We start from the raw sequence: 25,042 nt of genomic DNA on the forward strand, positions 1-25,042 counted from the left end.
CAGATCGAGACAAACTGCAGGGGCGGTCCGAAAATCTTGATCTGTAACAATAAGCCCGGTTTTGACGGCCTAACTGTTACAGAGCGAGACAAACCGACCAAAACCACCACAAAGGTGCCTGTCCCCTTCGTGGTGGTTGGGGCTGGTGGGTATCAGAAAGTGTCAGGCTTGGACGGCCGCCGGGCGCCCAAGCGCGAAAAGAAGTGTCGACCTGCGCCGTTGCCGTTGAGCGACGTGCCGTTTATAGAGATACTGAGCCTATGACAAACAGCGCGTGAAAGGATCGATGTATGGCTTTCCGTAAAGACTTCCTGTGGGGCGGCGCGACGGCTGCCAACCAGTGCGAGGGTGCCTACGACGTGGACGGGCGCGGCCTGGCCAATGTGGACGTGGCCCCGCACGGCCCCGAGCGCTATGCGGTGGTCTCCGGCCAGCGCAAAATGCTCGACTTCGAGGACGGCTATTACTACCCCGCACAGACCGGCATCGATTTCTACCACCACTACAAGGAGGACATTGCCCTCTTTGCCGAGATGGGCTTTAAGACCTTCCGCATGAGCCTGGCCTGGACCCGTATCTTCCCCAACGGTGACGAGGCCGAGCCCAACGAGGCCGGCCTGGCCTTCTACGAGGACGTGTTCCGCGAGTGCCAGGCGCACGGCATCGAGCCGCTCGTGACCATCACGCACTTCGACTGCCCGATCCACCTCATCAAGGAGTACGGCGGCTGGCGCAACCGCAAGCTCATCGACTTCTACAAGAACCTCGCGACCACGATCTTCACCCGCTACAAGGGTCTGGTGAAGTACTGGCTCACCTTCAACGAGATCAACATGATCCTGCACCTGCCGTTTATGGGTGCCGGCCTGGTTTTTGAGGAGGGCGAGAACAAGGAGGCCGTCGAGTACCTGGCCGCCCACAACGAGCTCGTCGCCAGCGCCTGGGCAACCAAGATTGCCCACGAGATCGACCCCGAGGTCAAGATCGGCTGTATGCTCGCTGCCGGCACCTACTACCCCTACAGCTGCCGTCCGGGCGATGTGCGCCAGGCGCAGCTCGACAACCAGGACAACTACTTCTTTGTCGACGTCCAGAGCCGCGGCTACTACCCGGCCTATGCCGTCAAGAAGCTCGAGCGTCTGGGCATCGACGTCGGCATGACTGACGAGGACCGCGAGATCCTGGCCGAAAACACCGTCGACTTCATCAGCTTTAGCTACTACTCCACCCGCTGCTCCGCCGGTGCCGATAACCCCGATGTCGAGAAGACCAAGGGCAACGCCTTCGCCGGCGCCAAGAATCCCTATCTGCAGGAGAGCCAGTGGGGCTGGGCCATCGATCCGCTGGGCTTCCGCATTACCCTCAACGACCTGTACGACCGTTATCAGAAGCCGCTGTTTGTGGTCGAGAACGGCCTGGGCGCCAAGGATGTTGTCGAGGAGGATGGCTCCATCAACGACGACTACCGTATCGACTACCTGCGCCAGCATATCGCCGCCATGCGCGATGCCGTGACCGAGGACGGCGTGGACCTTTTGGGCTACACCACCTGGGGCCCGATCGACCTCGTCTCTGCCGGCACCGGCGAAATGTCCAAGCGCTACGGCTTTATCTACGTCGACCGCGACGACGCGGGCAACGGCACCCTCAAGCGTTCCAAGAAGAAGAGCTTTGATTGGTATAAGAAGGTAATCGCCACCAACGGCGAAGACCTGGCCTAAGGGCACTGAGGCACTCAACCTTGGGGCTCCAACCCTCCTCGCGTACCTAAAGTACGCTTCGTCGGGCTTGCCGCTCCCAATCTTGAGCACCTCAGGCCCTTAGGAGGTGGACCTGACCGCCGCATTTCGAAAGTTATGCTTTATAGCTTCCTAACCAAGGCGCCCGGCGAGCAGTTTATGCCCGCCGGGCGCTTTGTTAAAAGAAGTGAAAGAAAGCAAAAGAAGCTAAAACTTGCAAAAGAAGTTAAAACTTGCAAAACTAGTGAAAGCAGGATAGAGCTGACGGGGGAGTGTTCCATGGATGTGCCCATTAATCCGTTTACGCCGACATTTGGCATCGTCCCGCCAATTATGGCCGGCCGCACGTATCTTATTGATGATGTTGTGCGAGCGCTCGACCGCGGACCCGGCGATCCCAACTTGGCAACAATCTATGTTGGCGCACGAGGAACAGGTAAAACGGCCCTGCTCTCATACCTTAGCTCCGAGGCGCAAAGGCATGGTTGGATTTCGGTCGGCGTGGCTGCTGCTCCTGGAATGTTGGAAGACATTTACGAGCAAACGCGTGAAGTTGCGGCTGAATATATCGATAGCGGCTTAAATCCTAGGCTCAGAGGTTTGAGTGTGGGCCAGCTATTTAGCGTGGAATGGGAGCCGGAGCAGGCACCTTCGGCAAACTGGCGCACGCGGATGACTCGCCTTATAAAAGCTTTGGACAAATATGACATCGGTTTGCTGTTCACGATCGATGAGGTGTCGGCTTCGTTCGATGAAATGATTAGTTTTGCCTCTACGTACCAGATGTTTGTGCGCGAAGGCCGACGTGTGGGAGTGCTGATGGCGGGGCTGCCGCATCAGGTGTCAATGCTGCTGCGCAACCAGTCCGTTTCATTTTTGCGTCGATCAGTTCAGCACCACTTGGGGAATATTAGCGACAAGGAAATTGCCGTTGCATTGAAGGAGACCATCGAGGGCGGTGGCAGGCGCGTGAGTGCTGACGGCCTTCAGAAGATGGTAGATGCCATCGGCGGTTTTCCGTTTCTTATGCAGCTCGTCGGTTTCCGCTCTTGGGATATACGGCCTCAGGCAGAAGAGATAACCGCCCAAGATGCTACAAGGGGCATTGCGCTTGCGCGTTCTGACATGGAGCAGCGCGTGTTGGCGCCGACGTATTACGAACTGTCCGAAGGCGATAAAGCGTTCTTGGAGGCAATGCTTGCAGACGGGGGCGAGAGCAAGATTGCGGACGTTGCAGAGCGAATGGGCGTAAAGAGCAATTATGCGTCGCAATACCGCGCTCGCCTGATTGAGCAAGGGATTATTGGTGAGCGCGGCCGAGGAAGGGTTGGCTTTGACCTTCCGTATTTTAAGGAATACCTAGAGGAGACCCTCGCTGTCGATTAGTCATTGGGGGACGTTCTTGTTTGACTGGTCGTTTAAGAACGTCCCCAATGACTACTTGCCTAATTATCACCATTGTTTACCAGCGCGTTTAACCGAATTTACAGTTACCAATTAACCAAATATCAATTTTTTGGTTAACCATATTTACGCATTTCAATTAACGAAACAGATTAAACATGTACTGTTTGAGTTGGTACTTGGGAAATCTCTCGCTGGGCAATCCGTTGCTACGGCTGAGGCCTCTTCGTCGAACCGATCCCCCGGCGAGCAGCTTATGCCCGCCGGGCGCCTTGCCGTCTGCGGATTTTGGGACATGTGGCCCGATTTTTGGGCCCATCTGTCGGTACACTAAAGGCACTATGGGTACCCGCGAGCGACATATCGGTCACGCGGCCGCCCGATCCGCACCCGCGGCGGATCCCAGGGGCGGCAAGCTCTTTGCCATGCCGCGATTCCTTGTTGACATATCGCATCGTGTATACCGCCGTCGCGTCTTTGCTATCGCCGGCGCCATCACCGCGTTGTTCCTTATGCTTTTAGCGGTCTTGCCGGCGCTGTTCGCCTCGGACCCCAAGCTTTCCAACACCGTGCCCGTCTATGGTGAGGTGTCCAAAGAGGTCGCGGACGAGCTCGCCCATACGAGCTCCTTTCCGCTACTTGTCGCCGCAGTCACGTTTTCAATCTGGGGCGTTCTCGCTTACCTGCGCTGCCTGGACTATATGTTGCGCCGCCGCCTTGTTGCTATCGCTGCCATCTGCCCCCTGTGGATGATCGAGGTCATCTTTAAGTACAACTCATTCACGCCAACTTACGCCACGCTGCTTTGGTACCTGTACTACGTGCCCATGACGCTCATCCCGCTGCTCTTTCAGCTATGCGGCATGCGCCTCGTGGGCGTGGAGCAACATCGCGCGGGCCGCCGCTACCGCACGGCCTTGTGGATTACGGCCGCCCTGCTTATCGCGTTTGTGCTCACCAACGATTGGCACCGGCAGATATTCCACTTTGACCGCGCAAGCGAAACCTGGAGCAACGACTACACGTATGGTTGGGGTTACTTTGTCTTTCTGGCGTGGACGGCTTTTAACGTCGTTGCCTTTTTTGTCCTGGTGGGACGGTCCTCGTCTTATAGAATCCAGCGCTTTTCAGGCACGGCAGCACTCGTGTTGCTGGGCGGCGCGTTCTTTGCCGCTTCGTATGCCCTGCGTGTGCCCTGGGCGTGGAAACTCAACTTTTCGCTGGTCTATTGCGTGCTGTGCGTAGTAACACTCGAAATTTGCCTCGATTGCGGCGTCATCCCGTCGTATCACGATATCGCCGGCATCTTCGATACCCTGCCGCTCGACCTCAAGGTCCTGACGCGCGACTTGCAGGCGGCATATGCCACGCCGATGTCGGGACCAATCACGCCAGATGTGCGCGAAGAGCTTCGTGCGCAGGAGTACGGGCGTGCCCACGCCTTTACCGTGGCGTCTGCCCCCGATGTGATGTATCGAGCTTTTCCGCTGCTGGGCGGGTCGGCTCTCCTTGCCCAGGAGGTCTCGGAGCTCAACGAGCTCAATCGCGAGCTGGCGTATCGGCGTATGGAACTGCAACGTCAAAACGAACTGCTCGCGGCCGACTATGACCTTAAGGCGCATTTGGCAGACCAGGAGGCCGAGGCGCTGCTGGTTCAAGATGTGGACCGGGCGCTTGCCCGCGCGCTCGATGAGATGTACAGCCTGCTGAGCTCGCTGCCTCCGCTTACCGACGAGGCGTCCTCGCATGAGCGTTACCGCATGCTGCAGTGCGCCAAAATGCTCGTTGCCTATTGCAAGCGCAAAGGGTCACTTACGCTGGCGCAGCACGAGGAGAGCGGCTTTGACCGCGACCGTATTCAGCTGATTGCCAACGAGCTCGCAAGCGATCTGCGCACCATCGATGTCGACTGCGCCTCGATTGTCGCCATACGCCGCCCACTGCACGCCAGTACGGTAAGCGCGCTGTACGACTGCGTGTACGACTTTGCGTTTTTTGCCTACACCACCGATCATCCGGCGCTTATGTATCACTTGGGCGACCACGACTCGTGCAGTGTCGAGCTGCGCGCCACGCTCTTTTCCAACGATGAGGACGATCTTTCGCGAACACCCGCCGCCCACGAGCTCGAGGTCGCGCTGCAGGGGCGAAACGTGGCGTATCGTCTTGAGGGCGAGCCCGGTCAGCTGCGCATGATCGTCTTGATGCCGCGGACGGGTGAGTGACCATGCAGATTCCGCTTATCCTTCCTCAGATTGTCGCGCTCGACGTCGTCTTTGCCCTAGCGGCATGCCTGCAGACCATTCACGTTCCGCTCATCGCGTCGCGGCGCTCGTCCTATAACCGCAAGGTGATTTGCGCCTACGAGGCGAGCCTTGTGCTTCACCTGATGATTTCGGCGCTCATCTTATTCGCGTCGTCTGGCTCGTATCTGGTGGCGCCGCTTGACGTTTGCGCCAGGGCAATGGGCGGAGTGCTGTGGCTCAATGCCGCGATCTTTGCCTATGGCGTGGTCCTTATGGTGCACTATCGTCGCCCTGTCATGCTGGCCGAGCTGCTGCTTGTTGTCGCCGTTACACCGCCGGTGGTTTTTGCCATGGGCTCGGCGTGGGCCGTTGTCCTTATCGCAGAGGGAGCGTTCTTCCTGTTCCGCTCCATCGCGGCGCTTTTGATGGACGTCCGTAACCGCCAGGAGGACATCACCGCGTTCTCGACGATTGAAACCATCAACGTGATTCCCGTGGGCATTCTGTATCTAGACCCGAGGGGCCATCCGCTGCTCATGAACCGCTGCATGCGCAAAAACCTGGTGGAGCTTCATATGCCCACCGACCTAGGCGATATGAGCGGTACATGGAACGACCTGCGCAAACTCAGTATGCAAATGCCCGAAAGCAGCCAGAGCCGCGTGCGCATCAATTTAGACCGCTTTGGTGAGGCGCGCGTTGTGGTCGAGGTTTCTCCCGCCGAGATTCGCCTGTTTGTGTGCGATGACGTTATGGTCTCGGGCCGTTCGTTCGAGCGCATAATCGGTCTGGATGTGACAGAGTATGCGCATGCGCATGACCGCCTGGCGCAGGCCAACCACCTGCTTGAGCTTGCGGGCAAAGAGCTCCAGGCTCAGATCGAAGAAGTCAAAAAAGTTGCCGACAACGCGGCTTATCTGCGCATGCGTGCCCGCGTTCACGATGTGATCGGCCAGCGCCTGTCTATCCTCCATCGCTATCTGGAGGAGGGGCGTTTGGACGACGAGTCGCTCGAGCAGATTGACCCGTTGCTGCGCTCAATCGCCGCCGATCTGCGCCGTGGCGGTGCCGGCGAGCCTTCGGAGCAGCTGGGCGATATCGTCCACGCCTTCGGCCTGGTGAGCGTGCAGATCGATGTCGAGGGTGCACTGCCCCAGGATGCACGTATCGCCGCAGCATTCTTGCAGATTATCCGCGAAGCCTCGACCAATGCTACCAAGCATGCGCAGGCACATCAGGTCCACGTGCGCCTGTGGCAGGAGGGGACGGATGCTGGTGCCGTCTCGCACATGACTATTTCTAACGACGGGTCCCCAGCCCCCGTATCGTATCGCGAAGGAACGGGTATCCCAAGTATGAGGCGTGTCGCGCAAGATCTGGGCGGCAGCTTGGAAGTCCGCTCCGCCCCGCCCTTTACGCTTGCGGTATCCATTCCGCTGCACTCCAACGCCACGGTCCAAAGGAGAAGCTCATGATCCGCGTGCTCATCGTCGAAGACCAGGCCATCTTGCGCGAGAGTCTCGCACGCTCCGTTGGCGACCAGTCCGATATGACCGTTGTCGCCGCGATAGCCGATGCTTCCGAAGCCCTCGATGTCGTGCTCAAGGAGCGCCCGGACATGATACTGATGGACGTGTGCACCGAGCACGATTCCAATGGCATCGTGGCGGCAGCGCGTATTAAAGAGGAACTGCCCGAGTGCCGTGTCATCATTATGACGGGTATGCCCGAGATCACCTTTGTCGATCAGGCGCGCGAGGCGGGCGTCGATAGCTTTGTGTACAAGAATGTCGGTATCGACGAGCTGTTTGGCGTGATGCGCTCCACGCTGGCGGGCTACTGCACGTTTCCCAAACCGCCCGAGAGCATTTTCTCGGGCACGGCGGCCCTCGATGATATTGAGCTGTCGATTTTGCGCCTTGCCTGCGAGGGCAAGAGCCGTCGCGAGATTGCGGGCGAGCTGTTTATGAGTGAGGGCACCGTCAAGCGCCGCATCTCGGAGATTCTGAGCAAGACCGGCTACGACAATATCATGCGCCTGGCCGTGCATGCGGTGACCGAGGGCAGCATCGTCCCCAATATGGAGCGTCCGTAATCGATGCTCTCGACCGCGCTTCGACGCTAAAAAGCAGGCCGCCCGCCGCATCGCACCTGGAAGCGGCGGGCGGCCTGTTTGCGTGGGCAGAGCGTTGCTGGCGCAAAGCGACGGGGCCGCAGGATCATTTCCTGCGGCCCCGTCTGGTACGCGCGCGGGTTTGTCCGCCAATCCGCGGCTGTCGATGTCTGTCGCTACGCGATGGTTGCGCTGTAGGAAGCGACGTCCTCGTAGGAATCGGTCAGGTAGGCGTCGATGCCGATGGTCGTGTTGACTAGGCTGTCGAAGCTGTCAAGCGTGCCGTTCGAGAAGGTGAACTCTTCGGTGGCGTTGGTGCCGGGCATCAGGTGGGCCGAGAACCAGGCTTCCTTCATGGTGCCGTTGACGTTTGTCTTGCCGGTGGGGGCGTAGAAGGTCAGGTCCTTGTCGCTCTTGTTGACGATGTTGACGACAAAGCCGATGTCGCCCCAGTCGTCCTGGAACTTCTCGGTGATGGTGATGGTGCACAGGTCGTCATCGGCGACAGTGACGGCGGGGGAGATTTCGACGCTCTGGACATCGCCGTCTTCGACGGCCTCCTCGACTTCCTCTTCCTTCTCGGCGGCATCGCGATCCTTCTTCACGGTACCGGACAGGTCCTTATCGGACTTGCTAAAGATGAGCTTGTCCTCGCCGTCCTCAAGGACAAGCTTGCCGTCCTCGAGCTTCACGTCGGTCGTCTCCTTGTCGACGGTGATACTCGCGGTGGTAGCGTCCTTGGCCTCCCACTTTAGGTCGGAAACTTCGGAGAACAAATCGAGGCTGCCCGTGCCGTCTTCGTCCAGGACCAAGATGCAGCTGATGCCCCATTCCTCGAACATATCCATATACTCATCGGTCAGCTCTTCGCCCTCCGTGGTTCCACCCGAGAGATTCCAGCTACCGACAAAGTTGGCCTTGGGGTCTTTGCCGCCGCTGCAGCCCGTGAGGGCAAAGGCGAGCGCCAAGACGCATGTCAGAAATGCGAGTGCGGACTTTTTGAACGTTGTCTTCATGGTGTCCTCCTTCTTGTGTGAAAACCCATAGAAGCAAATGCGGGGGTGGCGGATCCCCCGCCAATTACCAGATAAAGGGGTTAGGGCCTAGGCGTTCCGCAGTTGCTGCAGAACTTGCCGCCGTTTTCGCTACCGCAGTTGGGGCAGAACCACTTGGCCGGCGCCGGGGCGGGTGCGGGACTGCCGCACTCGGAGCAGAACTTGCCGGTGTTGGTGGCGCCGCAGCTGCAGGTCCACGTGCCGGCCGCAGGTGCGGCGGGAGCCGGTGCGGGAGCGGGTGCCGGAGCCGGCTGCGGGGCGGTCTGCTGCTGCGCCTGGCCGGCGGCGAACAGCTGGCTGGCGTTCATGCCGCCCATGCCACCTGCCATGCCCATGCCCATAAAGCCTGCCATCGCGCCGTTGGGGTTGGCCGCCGCGGCACGCATCGCGTCGCTCTGGGCGCTGGCGATGTTGGCGGCCGCCATGGTGGGGTCGCGCATGACCGCTGCCTTCTGCAGATCCTTGATCATCTGCTCGTCTTCTTGCGAGGCGGCGATGGAGTTAACGCCAAAGCTCACGATCTCGACGCCGCGCAGGTCACGCCAGTCGGCAGAGAGAACCTCGTTGAGCGCGCGGGCGAGCTCGGTGGTGTGGCCGGGGATGGCGCTGTAGCGGATGCCCATCTCCGAGATCTTGGCAAAGGCGGGCTGCAAGGCGGTGAGCAGCTCGGACTTAAGCTGGCTGTCGATCTTGTCGCGCGTGTAACTATCGGTCACGTTGCCGCATACGTTGGTGTAGAACAGCAGCGGGTTGGTGATGCGGTACGAATACTCGCCGTTGCAGCGCACGGAGATGTCGACGTCCAGGCCAATGTTGTTATCGACCACGCGGAAGGGTACGGGCGAGGCGGTGCCGTACTTGTTGCCGATGATCTCCTTGGTGTTGATGAAGTAGACGCGCTGGTCCTTGCCCGCGTCGCCGCCAAAGGTAAAGCGGCTGCCGATATTGGCGAAGGTCTCCTTGATGGAATCGCCCAGGTTGCCGCTAAAGACGCTCGGCTCGCTGCCGGTATCGAAGACGAACTCACCGGGCTCCAGCGCGACTTCGATGATCTTGCCGTTTTGCACCACGAGCATGCCCTGGCCGTCGTTGACGGCGATGACCGAGCCGTTGGAGATGACGTTGTCCTCGCCGCGCGTGTTGGAGCTGCGGCCACCGGTACGTTTGCTGCCCTTGCAGGCCAAGACGTCAGCAGGCATCGATTCGCAGTAGATAAATTCCTTCCACTGGTCGGCCATGACGCCGCCGGCAGCTCCCAATCCAGCTTTCAAGAGTCCCATGGTGATCTTCCTTTCTCGTCAAAGGCCGGGTGGTATTGGTTGGATTGCTTAGTCGTCCTTGTCGTCTTTCATGACAACGGTGGTCTCGGTGTGGCTGAAGGTGTCGTGCTTCTCGGTCAGGTCGAGCTCGCCGCAGTACTCGTCGGCGTGGGTGGCCTCGTTGGCCGTCTTGAGCTGGCCTACCAGTAGCACGTCTCCGATAATCACGATGATCAGCGGCGCGATGATGTTGATGAGGATGCCTTCGATGTCAAAGGTGAGGTAATTCGGATTGAAGGCGTTCTCACCCATAAAGAGAATCTGGGAGAGGATAAATCCGATCACAAAGAACAGCACCGAGGCAACAGCGAGCTTGGGCTTGGAGCAGGGAAGCTCGCCGACCATGCGGCCGGTCTGGCCGTTCATGGCAAACAGGTAGCGCTTGCCGTTCCATGAGGTGGAAAGCATCCAGACGGGGAACAGAGCGTAGTCGCTGTCTTCCCAGGTGTAATCGAGCTGCTTGCTTTCGACCGTGGCATCGTCATATTCGTCGACGACAGTCTCACGCAGGGCCGAGACCGTGCTTTCTTCCATACGGCGCTCGGCGCGCGCCTTACAGGCCTCGCAATCCTCGTCGTAGCGGTTGGCGATGTAACCGGGCATGTAGGCGACCGAGAACGGACGCAGAGCCTCGTAATCAAACGGCTCGATGGCATCCATATGGCCGTCGGGCATCTTGGTCGATCCATCAACGGGCACGCGCTCAAACGAGATATTGCCCTTGCGGTATGCGTCGTAGTGGTCGATGGTCGTCACCGTGCGGTCGGATTCCTCGCGCACGGTCTCATTGGTCGCATCAAAGCGCACTTCGCCGTCCACGCGGGCGCCGTAGAGCCAAAACGGCACGTAGACGCCTTGAACCTCGTCGATGTGGTTGCCGGTGATAAAGCTCTTGGGTAGCAAGATCTTGCCCTTGTAATGCTCCTTGAGCGCCGCCAGCGCGTCGTCGCGCTCGAGCTTAAACGGAATCACCAGGTCGGGGGAGAAGTCTCCCGAGAGCTGGCCGGGTGCCACGGCGGAGTTGCCGCAGTAGGGACAGGTGGTAACGGCGACCGTGCCGTCCGAGACCAGCTCGGCGCCGCACGACGAGCAGATATAGCCGGCGTTTTGGGCAAGCTCCTGTACCGCGTCGTCGACAGCGGGCTTGGACGCCGTGGCCGCGGCGTCGGCTTTGGCATCCGCCTTGCCCTGGCGCTCGCGATAGAGAGCCTCGACCTCTTCGACTTCAAAGCGCGAATCGCAGTAGTCGCAGACGAGCTTTTGCTCGGCGCTGGCAAAGTGAAGGGGGCCGCCACACGCAGGGCACTGATAGTTGACGCTCTCGAAGGCCATGATCGGTCCTTTCTGCGCCGGGGACTATGCGCCGATGGCGCCGCCGCAGTATTCGCAGCGCCCACTGGCATCGGGAATCGTGGTTGCACCACAGAAGGGACAGGTGACTGCAGTCTTGGGAGCCTTGGCGGCCGCGACGCTATCGCGCGTCTCCTGGCGCAGCTGCACCAGCGCGTCGCGGACTTCGGTTGCCTGGCGCTTGGCCTCGCGGTACTCAACGGATCCGCGCTGCTCGATGGTGGAGTCGTTCACGCGCAGGCCGATCTCGGTAAAGTACGGCGTGTTGACGTGGATGGTCAGGTTAAAGTCGTAATCCAAGTCGTAGCGCGGCGGATCATAGCTCTTGCGCTCGCCGTCCTTGGTCTCGCGATAGACCTCGGTCCGATGCTCGTCGATGTCCATGTCGCAGCCGAGTACCTGCGAAAACTCGATGATGTCGGGATTGGCGTCGCGCCAGCGGCTCTGCGAGGTAATGATCAGCAGCCCCGCGTCCTCGTCGAGCATGATGTTGGTGCGTCCGGCAGAAAGCGTGCGCGTGGGGTTGAACGACGCCAGGCGTTCGGCATTGGCCTCGCGGTAGGCGAGCTGCTCGCGGATGTCGTCTGCGGTGCTGGAGCGCCAGCCGCTAAAGAAGGGGGAGAGCTTGCCGGCGCACTCTTTGCACAGGTAGCCTTCGTTGATCTTGGTCTTTCCCAAAAGACCCAGCTCGGTACCGCAAATCGCGCATTCTTTCTTCTCGAACATCTTGTCAAAGAAGCCCATGGCTGCCTCCCATCAACTGGTAGCGTGTGTCACTTTTGATGATGGGTGAGTGCGCGGCCTTTCACGATACCCAAGCGGCTCAAGAAGTCTCCACAACTGGGACACATGGCCCATTTTGGGCAGTCATCGGGGACGTTCTTAAACGACTAGTCGCCGGGGACACTCTTTGCCAAAGGGTGGCACTTGGGGACGTTCCTTTCTGCCGGCACCTGGGGACACTCCTTGTGGGGGGGGGCTCTTCTCGAGAGACAGGTTGGTTATGGCCCCACCCGCTGTCGGAAATTCGATCAACGCTTTCTAAAAATGTTCAATAGAGGTCAATTCCAATTGAGATTATGTTGAAATATATAAATACTCAATTGGAATTTTGCAGTTATCCCAGTTAAAATAGGAAAAGGGAGGCAAGTTATGCTCAAGCGTAAAATAATCGAGAAAATTGAAAGCTGGAAACAGACTAAAACCGGGCAGGGACTGCTTATTACCGGTGCTCGACAAGTTGGCAAAACAAGCGCTGTCGAGCAGTTCGCCCGTGACAACTATAGAAGCTTCCTGAAAATCGACTTCGTGGAGAGACCCGACGCGGTCGAGCTCATAGGGGAGGCAAGGAGCCTCGATGACCTCATTGTGAGAATCACCGCACTGGCTTCATCGCCCATCGCTTCGGATACAAAGACGCTTCTGTTTTTTGATGAGGTGCAGCGTTGCGGAGACGCCATCACCTGGATGCGTTATCTTGCGCAAGACGATCGTTTCGATGTCATTTACTCCGGCTCCATGCTCGGGATTGAGGCGTTCCATTTTCGGTCGTTGCCGGTAGGTACTATCGATATCCTCGAGATGTTTCCCATGGATTTCGAGGAATTCTCCTGGGCTCTGGGAGTCGACGAATCATTATGGGATGTCGTTCGTGCCTGTTATCGCAAACGGGAACAAGTGCCTCCGTTTATTCATGAACGGTTGATCGAGACGTATTATCGGTATGTCCTTGTGGGTGGCATGCCTGAGGCCGTTCAGCTGTTCGTCTCAACTCATGATACACAGGCGATGCGCGCTCGTCAGCAGGGCATTCTCGAAGCATATCGCGCAGATATCGCACGGTACGCCGAAGCCCCCGCGCATGCTCAACGGATCAGGACGATCTACGATGCCATGCCCGCGCAGCTCAATAAAGAGAACAAGCGCTTTCTCGTTACCGGGATAGACAAGCGGAAACGATTTTTGGATTTGCAGCCTGATTTTGACTGGCTTGTTAATGCGGGCGTTGCGATCCCGGTTAAGAGGGTGAGCGAGCCCATGTTCCCCTTGGGTCTCTCGCGGGAAGACAGTTTTTTCAAGTTCTACCTGAGCGATGTGGGGCTGCTGTTCTCTACTTTTTCTCCCGCTGATGTCGAGGCCATTGTTGCGCAGCGGGAATCGATCAACTTTGGGCAGGCTTTTGAGAATGCGGTCGCCCAGGAGCTGCGCGCATGCGGCTACTCTTCGTTGTTCTACTTTAACGCGGCCAAGGTTGGAGAAGTCGATTTTATTATCGAGGATAAGCGGAGCCCCGTCGTTTTGCCTATCGAGGTCAAATCGGGTAGGTACAGCACAAAGCACGTTGCCCTCGATCGCCTGATGAGCGTTGAAAACTATGGATTGGCTCGGGCGGTCGTGCTTCACCGGGACAACGTGGTGGATGGAAAGGCGATATTGTATTTGCCCCTATATATGGCGGGCCTGCTAAAAGAAATGCCATAGATGAAGGGTTGAGAGCTCTAGGGTAGTCATTGGGGACGTTCTTAAACGACTGGTCGCCGGGGACACTCTTTGCCGAGCAAGCAGTCCACGTCGTGCTCCTTCTGGGACAGACGGCTCAAAAACGCTGCACGCCGTGGACTACTGGGGTCAAATTCGCGGCATTTCGAGCTTGGCTTCGTTATCGGGACTGATTCTTTATTAAAATTGAAATCCAAACAGTTGAGCGGCGGGGGGGGGGATTCATGAGAGGCATGGGAGACACAGCCGCATACTTACGTCGGGGCATTCGGGAGATTATATGCCTAGCGCTGTTCTATTTTACGTATTTGGCTGGCGAGTATCTTTTTGACGTGCGCGTTGCCGAGTTTGTGCCGCCGAGCGAGGTCGTTGTCTACGAGAGCTTCATCGTCGGCGCGAGCGCAATCGGCTTTCTTGTGCGTCCCCTTCTGCACTACCGCCGTCCCCGTGCGATCGATACGACAAGCGACATCGCGGGCGTGTTGCTGGCATCGGCGTTGCTGCTGTTGATGATGGCGGCTCAATTTGAGATGCTCATTGCCGGCGGGTTGCTGACGTTCTGCACACTGGGCTACTGCGGATCGACCGCCCATGCCAACTTTGCGCGACGCTTTGCACGGACGCCGTATTTGGCGCGCGTGTTGGCACTTTCGTATGCTTTGGGCGTTTTGCTGCAGGTGCTCAACCATATGGTGATGCCTGCGGGGATTCCGCAGCAGTTTGTTCTTGTTGCCTGTGCGGTTGCGCAGGTGGTACTGCTCCACAGCGTCCGTCGCGCCAAGCTACACGGTGAGCCTGAGGTTGGGCGCGAGTCCGATATCGCCGAGCTTTCGATGGATGCGTCGGAATTTGGCGCCAAGTGACAAGACGATTCTGAATCAACGGCGGCTTTTCGGCGCGCCGTGGTGCGTCTGACGGTCGCAACCGCCTGCCTTACCGGTGTGTTTGCCGCCCTCAATGCAGGGCTCACGACCTCGCATGCCGCCGGGGCCATCGATTTGGGCGATTGGCCGCGCCTGTTGATGGCGGCGAGCGCTCTAGCTGCCGGCGCCTTGTTTGACCTGCACGGTCGTTCGTATATGAACATCACCATGACTTGCACTGCCATGTTGTCCACGCTTTCGTTCTTTGTCTTGCTCGTCGACGGCAATGGCGGCAATGTGCTTGCGGCCATGGCGATTTTCTATCTGGGTTCGGGCTTCTTCGTGGTGTTTTTTACGACGAAATTTGCTGCCATTTCGGTTTATGCGCACTGGTCGTATCTGTGGCCGTGCATGGGTCGTGTCATCAGCAACATTTGCGCGATGCTCGTGACGGCGCCGGCGGTGGCGATTATCTCGAGCCAGAACGTGCTGCTGGCGGTGGGTGCGGTGCTCGTACTGTTTGTGGGCATTGCGATTTCGCTGCTGGGACAGTTTGGGCATCGGGCAGATGACGCTGCGGTGCCCGGCGAGCTGGCGTTTGCTGCCGATGATCTTGGCGCGGATCGCGCGTCTGCTCAGAGCGAGCCCGCTTCCGCGGAGGTGCCGGAGCTCACGCTCGACGAACGTCTCCATGCCTTTGTCGCCGCCTTTGAGCTTACAGAGCGCGAGCGCGATATTTTGGAGGCCTTGGTCGCATCGCACGAGAGCGTTCAGGATATCGCTGCAACGCTCTTCCTTTCGCGCTCTACGCTCTACCGTCATATCGCCTCAATCAACAAAAAGACCGGTGCCGCCTCGCGCGTGGCCCTCATTAACTTCTTCTGGTCCTGGACGCCTCAAGACTAGCTAATTTGGGACGGGGCTTTTTTAGCTGTTTTGGGCCGCTGCGGCCAGCAGGGGTGGGTCGCGACGGCCCAGACATTCTTGACGATGGTGCCGGCAACGCTACAGCAGCTCGCCGTGGCGGGCGATGTAGCGGCGCTTGGCCAGCTGGGTGAGCGCGATGTAGGAGCCGACGATGCCGATGAGCAGCGCGAAGAAGCTCGTTGGCAGCGGCATGAGCCCCAGTGCATCGGCGATGGGGCTTGCCGGCAGCCAAGTGACGAGCGCCAGGCCCAGCACGGTGAGAACGCACAGCGCGGGCGCGGCGTGGTCGCGCGGGCTCGGCAGGCGCGGGGAGCGCAGCATGTGGATCACGAGCGTCTGCGACCACATGGACTCAACGAACCAGCCACTCTGGAAGAGCGCCGCAAAGGTCGCCATACCCGCGACGTCGCCCGCGGCGGCAAGCTCGGACCAGCTTGCGCCCACGGCGGCGGGGCACACCACAAAGAAGAGCGCGGCGAAGGTCACGATGTCAAACAGCGAGCTCACGGGGCCCAGCTCGAGCATAAAGCCCTTGATGGACGCAGCGTCCCAAGCGCGCGGGCGGGCAGTCCAGGCGTTGTCGACGGTGTCCCACGGCAGTGCGATGCACACGATCTCGTAGACCAGCGACAGCAGCACCAGCTGCAGAGCGCTCATGGGCAAAAACGGCAAGAACAGGCTCGCAGCGGTTACGGACAGCACGTTGCCAAAGTTGGAGCTCACCGTGGTCTTGAGGTACTTGAGCAGGTTGCCGTAGGTGCGGCGGCCTTCGATGATGCCGCGCTCGAGCACGCCCAGGTCCTTTTGGAGCAAGATGATATCGGCGGATTCCTTGGCGATATCGACGGCGGAGTCGACCGAGATGCCGCAGTCGCTCGCACGCATCGCGGCGGCGTCGTTGATGCCGTCGCCCATAAAGCCCACGGTGTGGCCGAGCAACTCGCGCATGACGCGCACCAGGCGCGCCTTCTGCAGCGGCGAGAGCTTGGCGAAGAGGTGGGTGTTCTCGGCGCGCTCGGCAAGCTCGGCGTCGTCGAGCGCATCGATCTCGGAGCCCAGCAAGACGTTGCTCGCGTCGATGCCGATCTGCTCGCAGACGGTGGCGGCGACACGGTCATTGTCGCCGGTCAGGACCTTAACGGCGACGCCCTTGGCCTCGAGGGTGGCGACGGCGCCCGCGGCACTTGCTTTGGGCGGATCGAGGAAGGCCAAAAAGCCCATCAGCACCATGTCGCACTCGTCGGCGATGCCAAACTCGCCCACGCAGCGCGGATCGGTCTTCTGCGCCACAGCAATCACGCGCAGGCCCTCGGCGTTAAGCCCAGCGACCTGCTTGCGAATCTGGGCGAGCTTCTCGTCGGTGAGCGGCTGGGCGACACAGTCAACCTCGACAAAGGAGCAAATCTCGAGCATTTCCTCGGCAGCTCCCTTGGTAACCATCTGGGTTTTGCCCTGGGCGTCGGCGACGACTACGCTCAGGCGACGGCGTGAGAAATCGAAGGGCACCTCGTCGACCTTGGTATAGCGGTCGCGCAGGCTCTGGCCCAGCGTGGAGTCGGGCGCGACAGTCGAGGGCGTCACGTCGGCACGGTCGATGACGGCCAGGTCGATAAGGTTTTTGAGGCCGGTCTGGAAGAAGCTGTTCAAAAACGCATGGCGCAGCACGCGTGCGTCCTCGTTGCCGTCAGTGTTGAGGTAGCGCTCGAGCACGATGCGGTCTTCGGTGAGGGTGCCGGTCTTGTCGCAGCATAGGACGTCCATCGCACCGAGGTTTTGGATCGCCGGCAGCTCCTTAACGATAACCTGGCGACGGGCGAGGTCCTTGGCGCCCTGCGATAGGCTCGTGGTCACGATGACGGGAAGCATCTGTGGTGTGATGCCCACGGCCACGCTCGTGGCGAACAGCAGCGCGTCGATGACGTTGCCCTTGGTGGCGGCGTTGATTGCAAAGACGGCCGGCGCCATAACGAGCATGAGGCGTACGAGCAGCATGGAGACGCTCGAGACGCCGCGGTCAAACGCGCTCTTCTCGCCGCGCCCGTTGAGCATCTTGGCGATGCCGCCCAGGTAGGTGTCCGAGCCGGTGGCAACGACAAGTGCCATGGCGGTGCCGTTTTGCACGGAGGTGCCGGTAAAGACGATGTTCTTGCAGGCAGAGAGCGGCAGCGCGGAGCTGTCGGCGCCCTCGATAACCGTGGCGGCAGCGGTTTTCTCGACGGCCTCGCTCTCGCCGGTGAGCGCGGACTCGATCACAAACAGGTCGCGCGCGGCGATGATGCGGGCGTCGGCCGGCACCATATCGCCGGCAGAGAGGCGGATCACATCGCCGGGGACGAGCTCGTCGAAGGGAATCTCGAGACGCTCGCCGTCGCGCAGGGCGCAGCAGGTGTTGGAGACCAGGTCCTTGAGGGCCTCGGCCGCATTGCCGCTGCGGGCTTCCTGGATAAACTTCATGCCGCCCGATACCAGCAGCATGATGCCGATGACGATGACCGTGGAGGGATCGCGTTGCGGCTCGGGTACGGCGAGCACGTCGATGTAGAGCGAGACCAGTGCGAGCGCGGCGAGGATGCCGGCGAAGGGATCGATGAACGCGTCGGCGATGCGGCGGGCGAGCGTCTTGGTCGGCGCCTCGATGGTGTTGGGGCCGGCGGCGTCCAGGCGCTCGGCGGCGTGCTCGGCAGTGAGTCCGTCGGCCGTGGCGTCAAGCAGCACGAGGGCGTCCTCGGCGCTATGGGTGGCGGCGAATATGGTGTTCTTGGACAGGTCGGTGTGAGCGGCGGGGCGCGCCGTGCGGCGGCGCTTGGAGATGACTTCGAGTAACGTGGCGGTTTTGAGCATTAGCATAGGGTCCTCCTTGTTAAAGGGAGTTAGCGTACGTGTCGTATGTGCTTTAAAAACCTAGATGTCGCTCACGTCATACTCACGAACCACCACAAAGGGGACAGGCACCTTTGTGGTGGTTTTGACGATCGGCTATTGGCGCTTATGCGTGTGCGGAATCCTCGCGGCGTGCCGAGGGCGACATGCAGGTTTTTCGACTATGACTGCCTTCCATGGCACATCTCCTTAAGGCCGGGCGCAACGCGCTTTGGGTATCTCGTACCCTTTCTAATCCGCCCGTATTCTTGATGAGGGGGTTTGACATGTCAATCCCCATTGTTCGGAAAACCGTTGCCCCTGACAAAGCCTTTACAGAATGGCGTGACCTCAAAGCGCACCCGCATCGATGCTTCGCCTGCGCTAAACTGGATGGCACGTACGCGAACACGAGAGGAGCCCGCATGGAGGCTTACAAGCAAGAGTTCATCAAGTTCATGGTCGAGTCCGACGTTCTTAAGTTTGGCAGCTTTACGCTCAAGAGTGGCCGTCAGTCCCCGTTCTTTATGAACGCCGGCGCTTACGTGACGGGCTATCAGCTCAAGAAGCTGGGCGAGTATTACGCCCAGGCCATCCACGATAATTTTGGCGACGACTTTGATGTGCTGTTTGGACCGGCCTACAAGGGTATTCCGCTGGCCGTCGTGACCGCCATTGCCTACCACGAGCTGTACGGCAAGGAGGTCAAGTACTGCTGCGACCGCAAGGAGGCCAAGGACCACGGTGCCGATAAGGGCAACCTGCTGGGTTATGAGCCCCAGGACGGCGACCGCGTGGTGATGGTCGAGGACGTTACTACCAGCGGCAAGTCCATCGACGAGACCTATCCCAAGGTCATGGCTGCGGCCGATGTCGAGATCAAGGGCCTTATCGTCTCGCTCAACCGCATGGAGGTCGGCAAGGGTGGCGTGACCACCGCTCAGAAGGAGATCGAGGCCAAGTACGGTTTCCCCGTCGCGAGCATCGTTTCCATGGCCGAGGTCGTCGAGACCCTCTACAACCACGAGATCGACGGTAAGGTCGTCATCGACGATGAGCTCAAGGCCGCCATCGACGCCTACTACGAGCAGTACGGCGTTCGTTAGTTACGCGGTTTTACCAAACCGCGTAACCACTTGACGCTGCAAACCCGCCAGAGCGGCAATCTGCCTTTCAACTTCGGCGGCATGACCAGAAGGTCAATGCCGCCTCGTTTCAAGGCACCTTGCTCGCTCTGGCGGGTTTTCGCTGTCGTTGCCAAAACATCGGCGTTGCCGCTGCTGTGGGGGTACTCATTGGGGACGTACTTAAATGAGTGTCCGCAAAATGAGAGTGGATAATCGCCCGTTTTTGGTCTGTTTGCGGGCTCAAAGTGGGAGATTATCCACTCTCGTCATTTTGGCACTTGGGGACGTTCCTTTTGTGCCGGCGCCTGGGGACACTCCTTGCCGAATGTGGGCGCCGTCGGTTGCTACGCGACGGTGATGGCGACCTGGGCGTAGCGGCTGCAGGGGCGCTCGGCGCGTGTCTGCACGGTGAGGGTGAGCGCGAAGCGATCGCCGGGCCGTGCGTCGGCGGGCACGACGAAAGTGGTGTCCGGCGTGCATTTTTGCCACAGCGACAGGTCTTGGGCGCCCGCATAGCTCGACGGGTCCACGGCGACATCCCAATGCGCATCGAAGCCCTTGTCGTCGGGGTCGACGATGGTCGCTGCAAGGGCGACGCGTTCGCCGGCTACGGCACTGCGATCGGCCACAACTTCGACAACATGCGCCGGATGCGAGCAGGCTGCCGGATCATGGGCACACCATTGCGCGCGGGCGGCAAAGTCTTCCTGATAGGCGCGCAGGTAGGGATTGGGGTTGTCGTCTGCAGGCGTGCTGATGGCGGCAAAAACGGTGGGTGCGTCTGCATCGGGGCGCCCATCATGAAACATGCGGCCGAGTAGCGTATCGAAGTCGGGGTCGTCGATACCGCGCAGGCCAAACGGCAGCAGCGGAATATAGGTCATGCTGTCGCCTTCGGCCATAAAGTCGCCGCGCTCAAACTGCATCGCGGGCATGCCCTCCAGGCCCCAATCCAGACGGGCATGCTTGCCAAACTGAAAGCGCTCGGGCTCGTTTTCGTAGACCTTGCCATCGCCATAGAGCATATAGCGTGCCATGAGGGGGCCGTTTCCCTGCGTGAGATTCTGCTCGGGCCAAGGGGCCTTAAATAGCGGCAGCGTATCGGGCTGAGCCGTCTTGGCGTCGATATAGCCGCCGTACCTATAGGGCACACACCAAAAGACGAGCTCGGGAAAGAGCTCGCGCCCATGGTCGAGCCATGAGTTGTCCTGCCCCACGCCATCGGCAACACCCATCACGCGCACCTTCTGATGGACCCTCTGCTGCACGGCGGGCCACTCGGGTGTGTTCTGCCATTGTTCGGCGATGGACATGAGGGCGCGAACGATAGTGTTCATACCGCCCCAGCTGAGCAGCCACAGCGTGCGGGGGTCGTCGTCCATAATGGCGCGGGCGATGACGCGCGAACCAGGCGTCTCCTCGCGAACGTCGCCCTCAAAGGCAACGTTGCCCACATAGGTACGCTCGATCATTTCCGCTGGCGTGGGGAAGGACGGCTCGTCGGCGGCCTGCGCGTTGGCGTTCAGCGTGGGCCAAGCGTCCGAATACTCATTGCTCCAAAGGCTTTCGATCCAGCCCTCGGGGAAGGGACGGTACTCCATGAGCGAGCCGGCCTCGGGATCGGGCTCATGCGGAACGACATCCCAGGTATAAGAGCGCACACCTTTGGTGCGCCAATGCGCATTCACCTCGCCCAGCGTATGGACGCCGTCGCCAAGAAAGTGATACTGCGAAGCCGTGTACACCACAGCCTGCACATCGAGCACATTGAGATACAGAGCCAAATGAACCAAAGAGTTCATATCATCGACTTCCATATCGGTAGTAACAATCACCCGAGTCAAATCATGAGACATAAGAACAGCTCCAACCAAGAATCTTTCAGCCAGTTACGCGCAAGGCAAGACGGGACCCACGCCCCCATCGCCACCGACCCGGCGGCCCACCGGAAGCGCCCGGCCAGCGTTTCGAACAACGTAAACTTAGGGGGTCCTGACCTTTAGTTTTGTAAACATTCCGCAGCGCGGGCCCGTTTATCCGATGCTCCGGAGGAGCAGGATGAACGGGCCCATGCGCGAGGACGTTTACAAAACTAAAGGTCAGGACCCCCGATGGGATGGCTATCTCGAAACCCTGGCCGACCACTCCCAGCAGCCCACCGGCTCGCCGTCGATGAGTACGTTGCCCCCGTCGAAGTCTTGATAACACAGGTCGTTGAACTGGTGGATCCACACGCCGTGATTGAACGTCTTCTTGGGCGAGCCGTCGGCCTCGCGGTACACGCCGGTCAGGTCCTCGACATGGCTAAAGTAGGTGAGGTGCACGTTGGCGTCGGCATCACGCAGGCGCGCCGTGAGCGGCAGCACAGTCTGCTGCGGGAACACGAGCTCGTCGCCCTTGGAGTGCGTAAACCACAGCGGCGTCTTGGAGAGTGCGGCCACGTCCTCGTCCGTGGCGTTGTACCACGGCGCGCAGCAGGGAAGGCCCGCGGCGAAGAAATCGGGGTAGTCGGCGCACAGGCGCAGGGTCATAAAGCCGCCGTTGGAAAGGCCGGCGACCACGATGCGATCGGTGTCGATGCGGTCGGCATGCTCGGCGACAAACTCGTCGATGAGCGCCTTGAGCACGGGGGAGTAGATGCTCTGGTTGGAGCGACCGAGCTGCTCGACGCCGTTGTCCATCCAAAACGTGGGCGACTGCGGCACAAGAACCCAGGCAAAGCCGCCAAAGTAGCGCTGGATCTGCTTTTGCGAGAGCGCTGTCACGCGGTTGCCGGTGTAGGCACGCGTTGCGCCCTCGCCCTGTGTGGCGCCCTTGCCCTCGCCGGCGCCGTGCAGGTACACGATCAGCGGCGCCTTCTCGACGGCGGGCGTGTCCTTGGGCGCAAACGGGTTGAAAAGCGCGGAGTCAGCGGGCTCAAAGCTCGGCTCAAAATAGCCGTACTCGAGCGCGAAGCCGTCGACGGGCGTCTGCTGCACGGCGTTATGCCAGCCCTTGAGCGCGGGGCAGATGTCGCCGCGGCTGCGATCGAAGACGAGGCCCGCGGTGGGGTCATCGCCGTCTTCGCCCGGGAGGGCCACAAGCTGCGTCACGCGCAGGTGGTTCTCTATATAGCGCGAACCCAGCACGCCACCCTCGATCTCTTTGGTGAGACGCACCTCGGGCGTCTCGAGCGCTACGTGTGTGCCCTTGGGTAGGGGCTGACCGTTCTCATCGCAGGGGTAGGCGGCGAGGACCGGCACGTAGCCCACGGAGGGCGCTGCGTGATCGGTGCCGTGCTCCTTGCGCATCAGGACCTCGCCCGTGCGCTCATGGCGGGCACAGTAGATATTGAACGTGTGCTCGTTCACGTCGTTGGCGCGCACGGTACAGGGCAGGTCGAGTACGACCTTGCTGATCCAGGGGCCAAAATCGCCCAGCGTGGTGACGGTTGCGTAGGTACACGATTTGAGTTCCATGAGCTACTCCTTTGTGCCGCAAGTACTAAACAAAAGCGGCAATACAGACTAAACATGTTTAGTTTAATGCAGAATTGTAGAATGAGCAGATGAACTCGGTAAACGGTAAAACTGAACACGCAATGAACTACTAAACAGACGTTTACTATTAACTAGCAGGACTTTTGTTGAGGATCTAGCTCGTTACAAAGGTGTTTATCAAAATAAAAGCCCACATAAATAGCCATATATCAATATCTGGTCAAATAGACGATCTTCTACCGTCTAAATACGCTTATCCCCGATTTCCTACCGTTCACCGGACTCCAGACGGCAAAATCGCCACAAATCAGGCACTCCGTGTAAACTAAAGCCCGTAAACGTTCAGTAAACAAATTGTTTACCGCAACGTTAAAGCCCGGGCCGCCGTAAGGGGTTATAGCGGTAAGGGTCCATGCAGGTCGCGGCGTTAGGTACGCCGCATAATTATTGAGGAGGGGTCCCATGGCAGACAACAAGCAGATTGCCACCGATGTCCTCGAGCTCGTGGGCGGCGCGGAGAACGTTACCGTCGCCACCAACTGCATGACGCGCTTGCGTCTGACGCTCAAGGACAACAGCAAGGCCGACGTGGAGAAGATCAAGAAGGTCAAGGGTGTTCTGGGTTGCCAGTTCGCCGGCAGTCAGCTCCAGGTCATCATCGGCCAGAACGTGCCGAAGGTGCTCACCGAGTTCGTCGCCATCTCCGGCGTCAAGCAGGGTGCCGCCGTTGACGAGAATCTCGATGCTCCCAAGGAGAAGTTCGAGCTCAAGAACCTGCCCAACATCATCCTCGACTATCTGTCGGGCTCCATGACCCAGCTGATCCCGCTGCTCATGGCCGGCGGTCTGTTCCGCACCATCGCGGCTGTCCTTGGCCCCACCATGCTGGGCGTTATTTCGGACACGGACCCGACTTATACGTTCCTCTACACCACACTGTATGAGGCCACGTTTACGTTTATCCCGATCTACCTGGGTTATGCTGCGGCTAAGAAGCTCGGCGCCAGCCCCGTTCTCGGCATGCTTCTCGGCGGTGCCCTTATGGCCCCGTCCGTGGTGAGCGTCGCCACCCAGGAGGGCGGCGGAATCATCTCGGTCTACGGCATCCAGATCGCCGCTGCCAACTATCAGCAGTCCGTCCTGCCGATCATCCTTTCGGTGCCGGTCCTCTACTTCATCGAGAAGTTCTTTAAGAAGGTCATGCCCGACGTGCTCTCCACGGTCTTCACGCCGTTCTGCACCATGATCGTCACGATTCCCATCGCTTTTATCGTCCTCGCTCCGATCGGCAACGAGCTCGGCAGCCTCATCGCCAACATTCTTTTCGGGCTTGCTGACCTTGGCGGCATCGGTATCCTGATCGTGATGGCCATCCTCGGCGCCTTCTGGCAGCTCTTCGTGGTCTGCGGTATGCACATGCCCGTTATCCTGCTCGCTCAGGTGCAGATCATCGCTGCTGGCTACGATCCCTTCGTCTTCGTTTCCACTAACTGCGCTATGGCCGCTGTCTGGGGCTGCGCCTTCGGTGCCTTCCTCAAGATGAAGAGCGCTGACGAGAAGAGTCTTGCCCTGGGCTACGTCATCTCCGCCATCGCCGGCGGCGTCACCGAGCCCGCGCTCTTCGGTATCCTCATGCGCTTCCGCCGCACCATGCTCGGCATGTTCATCGGCGGTGCCATCGGCGCTGTGTTCTCGGGCCTCATGGGCGTCACCTATTACCTCGCAGGCGGTGCCTCCAACTTCCTGGTCTTCACCAACTACCTGCAGGGTGGCCAGATGAACACCGTCTGGGCTATCGTCGGTATGGCAATCTCCTTTGCTATTGCCGCTGCCGTCGTCTTTGTCACCGGCTTCTCCAAGGAGGAGCTCGCCGAGATGGAGGCCTAGTCGCCCCGGCCTTGGTCTAAATAAGACCCCCTACACGACAGGCCCCGCTTGGCATAAGCCCGGCGGGGCCTTCCTGTAGACTTTTTAGGAGAGACGTAAGGGCCCTGTGCTTCGCGTGCGTTCAATTTGAGCTGAGCAACTGCAGCCGCAGACCCTACTGTGATAATGCGGCAGG

The 25,042-nt window shown here is 59.6% G+C and carries 17 protein-coding genes; 10 read left to right on the forward strand and 7 right to left on the reverse strand.

From position 1 onward, the window contains the following. The first annotated feature begins 290 nt into the window (after window positions 1-290). From DXD49_RS00435 to DXD49_RS00455, 5 genes are all read left to right on the forward strand, one after another. Window positions 291-1,721 carry a 6-phospho-beta-glucosidase gene (locus tag DXD49_RS00435; protein WP_117793908.1) on the forward strand — a complete coding sequence of 477 codons (1,431 nt, stop codon included), beginning with the start codon at window positions 291-293 and terminating at the stop codon, window positions 1,719-1,721. 135 nt (window positions 1,722-1,856) lie between these two features. After that, window positions 1,857-3,125: an ATP-binding protein gene (locus DXD49_RS00440; RefSeq protein WP_233541709.1), complete on the forward strand. Its 1,269-nt coding sequence runs from the start codon at window positions 1,857-1,859 to the stop codon at window positions 3,123-3,125. A gap of 359 nt (window positions 3,126-3,484) precedes the next feature. Then, window positions 3,485-5,368: a histidine kinase N-terminal 7TM domain-containing protein gene (locus DXD49_RS00445; RefSeq protein ID WP_158564824.1), complete on the forward strand. Its 1,884-nt coding sequence runs from the start codon at window positions 3,485-3,487 to the stop codon at window positions 5,366-5,368. Between the two features lie 2 nt (window positions 5,369-5,370). Next, on the forward strand, window positions 5,371-6,864 hold the full coding sequence (locus DXD49_RS00450) for a sensor histidine kinase (RefSeq protein ID WP_117793910.1): 1,494 nt from the start codon (window positions 5,371-5,373) through the stop codon (window positions 6,862-6,864). Further along, a complete protein-coding gene (locus tag DXD49_RS00455; protein WP_117735650.1) occupies window positions 6,861-7,484 on the forward strand; it encodes a response regulator transcription factor in 624 nt (207 codons plus the stop codon). The genes DXD49_RS00450 and DXD49_RS00455 overlap by 4 nt, the downstream gene beginning before the upstream one ends. A gap of 194 nt (window positions 7,485-7,678) precedes the next feature. On the opposite strand, the gene DXD49_RS00460 is transcribed toward DXD49_RS00455, so the two are convergent. The 4 genes from DXD49_RS00460 to DXD49_RS00475 all read right to left on the reverse strand — a co-directional run bounded on the left by DXD49_RS00460 (window position 7,679) and on the right by DXD49_RS00475 (window position 11,970). After that, on the reverse strand, window positions 7,679-8,518 hold the full coding sequence (locus DXD49_RS00460) for a hypothetical protein (protein ID WP_117793911.1): 840 nt from the start codon (window positions 8,516-8,518) through the stop codon (window positions 7,679-7,681). An 80-nt stretch (window positions 8,519-8,598) separates the two neighbouring features. Beyond that, complete coding sequence (locus DXD49_RS00465; protein WP_117793912.1) at window positions 8,599-9,837, reverse strand: SPFH domain-containing protein; 1,239 nt, start codon at window positions 9,835-9,837, stop codon at window positions 8,599-8,601. A gap of 48 nt (window positions 9,838-9,885) precedes the next feature. Further along, on the reverse strand, window positions 9,886-11,208 hold the full coding sequence (locus DXD49_RS00470) for a hypothetical protein (protein WP_117735653.1): 1,323 nt from the start codon (window positions 11,206-11,208) through the stop codon (window positions 9,886-9,888). Window positions 11,209-11,232: 24 nt separating this feature from the next. Next, window positions 11,233-11,970: a DUF4428 domain-containing protein gene (locus tag DXD49_RS00475; RefSeq protein WP_117793913.1), complete on the reverse strand. Its 738-nt coding sequence runs from the start codon at window positions 11,968-11,970 to the stop codon at window positions 11,233-11,235. 408 nt (window positions 11,971-12,378) lie between these two features. Here DXD49_RS00475 and DXD49_RS00480 point away from each other — a divergent pair, with 408 nt between their 5' ends. The 3 genes from DXD49_RS00480 (at window position 12,379) to DXD49_RS00490 (ending at window position 15,494) form a co-directional block, all read left to right on the forward strand. Further along, the gene (locus tag DXD49_RS00480) at window positions 12,379-13,707 is read left to right on the forward strand and encodes an ATP-binding protein (RefSeq protein WP_117735655.1); all 1,329 of its coding nucleotides are present in this window, start codon (window positions 12,379-12,381) and stop codon (window positions 13,705-13,707) included. A gap of 242 nt (window positions 13,708-13,949) precedes the next feature. Then, window positions 13,950-14,588: a hypothetical protein gene (locus DXD49_RS00485; RefSeq protein WP_147347813.1), complete on the forward strand. Its 639-nt coding sequence runs from the start codon at window positions 13,950-13,952 to the stop codon at window positions 14,586-14,588. 39 nt (window positions 14,589-14,627) lie between these two features. Further along, window positions 14,628-15,494 carry a helix-turn-helix domain-containing protein gene (locus DXD49_RS00490; RefSeq protein ID WP_117793915.1) on the forward strand — a complete coding sequence of 289 codons (867 nt, stop codon included), beginning with the start codon at window positions 14,628-14,630 and terminating at the stop codon, window positions 15,492-15,494. A gap of 99 nt (window positions 15,495-15,593) precedes the next feature. Here the strand turns inward: DXD49_RS00490 and mgtA are convergent, their stop codons facing one another. Next, window positions 15,594-18,362, reverse strand: coding sequence for a magnesium-translocating P-type ATPase (mgtA, locus tag DXD49_RS00495; protein ID WP_117793916.1), 2,769 nt, complete (start codon window positions 18,360-18,362; stop codon window positions 15,594-15,596). A gap of 437 nt (window positions 18,363-18,799) precedes the next feature. Between mgtA and pyrE the strand changes: the two genes are divergently transcribed. Continuing rightward, a complete protein-coding gene (gene pyrE, locus DXD49_RS00500; protein ID WP_117793917.1) occupies window positions 18,800-19,480 on the forward strand; it encodes an orotate phosphoribosyltransferase in 681 nt (226 codons plus the stop codon). Between the two features lie 365 nt (window positions 19,481-19,845). On the opposite strand, the gene DXD49_RS00505 is transcribed toward pyrE, so the two are convergent. Beyond that, on the reverse strand, window positions 19,846-21,357 hold the full coding sequence (locus DXD49_RS00505) for a nucleoside hydrolase-like domain-containing protein (RefSeq protein WP_117793918.1): 1,512 nt from the start codon (window positions 21,355-21,357) through the stop codon (window positions 19,846-19,848). Between the two features lie 264 nt (window positions 21,358-21,621). Then, on the reverse strand, window positions 21,622-22,959 hold the full coding sequence (locus DXD49_RS00510) for a prolyl oligopeptidase family serine peptidase (RefSeq protein ID WP_117793919.1): 1,338 nt from the start codon (window positions 22,957-22,959) through the stop codon (window positions 21,622-21,624). 483 nt (window positions 22,960-23,442) lie between these two features. Here DXD49_RS00510 and DXD49_RS00515 point away from each other — a divergent pair, with 483 nt between their 5' ends. Then, window positions 23,443-24,867, forward strand: a complete 1,425-nt coding sequence (locus tag DXD49_RS00515) for a PTS transporter subunit EIIC (RefSeq protein WP_117793920.1) — start codon at window positions 23,443-23,445, stop codon at window positions 24,865-24,867. Window positions 24,868-25,042 lie beyond the last annotated feature (175 nt).

It is taken from the genome of Collinsella sp. TM05-38, assembly GCF_003466445.1.
In the GTDB taxonomy this organism is placed as follows: domain Bacteria; phylum Actinomycetota; class Coriobacteriia; order Coriobacteriales; family Coriobacteriaceae; genus Collinsella.

What these genes read in the sequence shown, in the direction of transcription:
- DXD49_RS00435 (WP_117793908.1), top strand. Translation starts at nt 291, where the DNA reads ATGGCTTTCCGTAAAGACTTCCTGTGGGGCGGCGCGACGGCTGCCAAC.
- DXD49_RS00440 (WP_233541709.1), top strand. Translation starts at nt 1,857, where the DNA reads ATGCTTTATAGCTTCCTAACCAAGGCGCCCGGCGAGCAGTTTATGCCC.
- DXD49_RS00445 (WP_158564824.1), top strand. Translation starts at nt 3,485, where the DNA reads ATGGGTACCCGCGAGCGACATATCGGTCACGCGGCCGCCCGATCCGCA.
- DXD49_RS00450 (WP_117793910.1), top strand. Translation starts at nt 5,371, where the DNA reads ATGCAGATTCCGCTTATCCTTCCTCAGATTGTCGCGCTCGACGTCGTC.
- DXD49_RS00455 (WP_117735650.1), top strand. Translation starts at nt 6,861, where the DNA reads ATGATCCGCGTGCTCATCGTCGAAGACCAGGCCATCTTGCGCGAGAGT.
- DXD49_RS00460 (WP_117793911.1), bottom strand. Translation starts at nt 8,518, where the DNA reads ATGAAGACAACGTTCAAAAAGTCCGCACTCGCATTTCTGACATGCGTC.
- DXD49_RS00465 (WP_117793912.1), bottom strand. Translation starts at nt 9,837, where the DNA reads ATGGGACTCTTGAAAGCTGGATTGGGAGCTGCCGGCGGCGTCATGGCC.
- DXD49_RS00470 (WP_117735653.1), bottom strand. Translation starts at nt 11,208, where the DNA reads ATGGCCTTCGAGAGCGTCAACTATCAGTGCCCTGCGTGTGGCGGCCCC.
- DXD49_RS00475 (WP_117793913.1), bottom strand. Translation starts at nt 11,970, where the DNA reads ATGGGCTTCTTTGACAAGATGTTCGAGAAGAAAGAATGCGCGATTTGC.
- DXD49_RS00480 (WP_117735655.1), top strand. Translation starts at nt 12,379, where the DNA reads ATGCTCAAGCGTAAAATAATCGAGAAAATTGAAAGCTGGAAACAGACT.
- DXD49_RS00485 (WP_147347813.1), top strand. Translation starts at nt 13,950, where the DNA reads ATGAGAGGCATGGGAGACACAGCCGCATACTTACGTCGGGGCATTCGG.
- mgtA (WP_117793916.1), bottom strand. Translation starts at nt 18,362, where the DNA reads ATGCTAATGCTCAAAACCGCCACGTTACTCGAAGTCATCTCCAAGCGC.
- pyrE (WP_117793917.1), top strand. Translation starts at nt 18,800, where the DNA reads ATGGAGGCTTACAAGCAAGAGTTCATCAAGTTCATGGTCGAGTCCGAC.
- DXD49_RS00505 (WP_117793918.1), bottom strand. Translation starts at nt 21,357, where the DNA reads ATGTCTCATGATTTGACTCGGGTGATTGTTACTACCGATATGGAAGTC.
- DXD49_RS00510 (WP_117793919.1), bottom strand. Translation starts at nt 22,959, where the DNA reads ATGGAACTCAAATCGTGTACCTACGCAACCGTCACCACGCTGGGCGAT.
- DXD49_RS00515 (WP_117793920.1), top strand. Translation starts at nt 23,443, where the DNA reads ATGGCAGACAACAAGCAGATTGCCACCGATGTCCTCGAGCTCGTGGGC.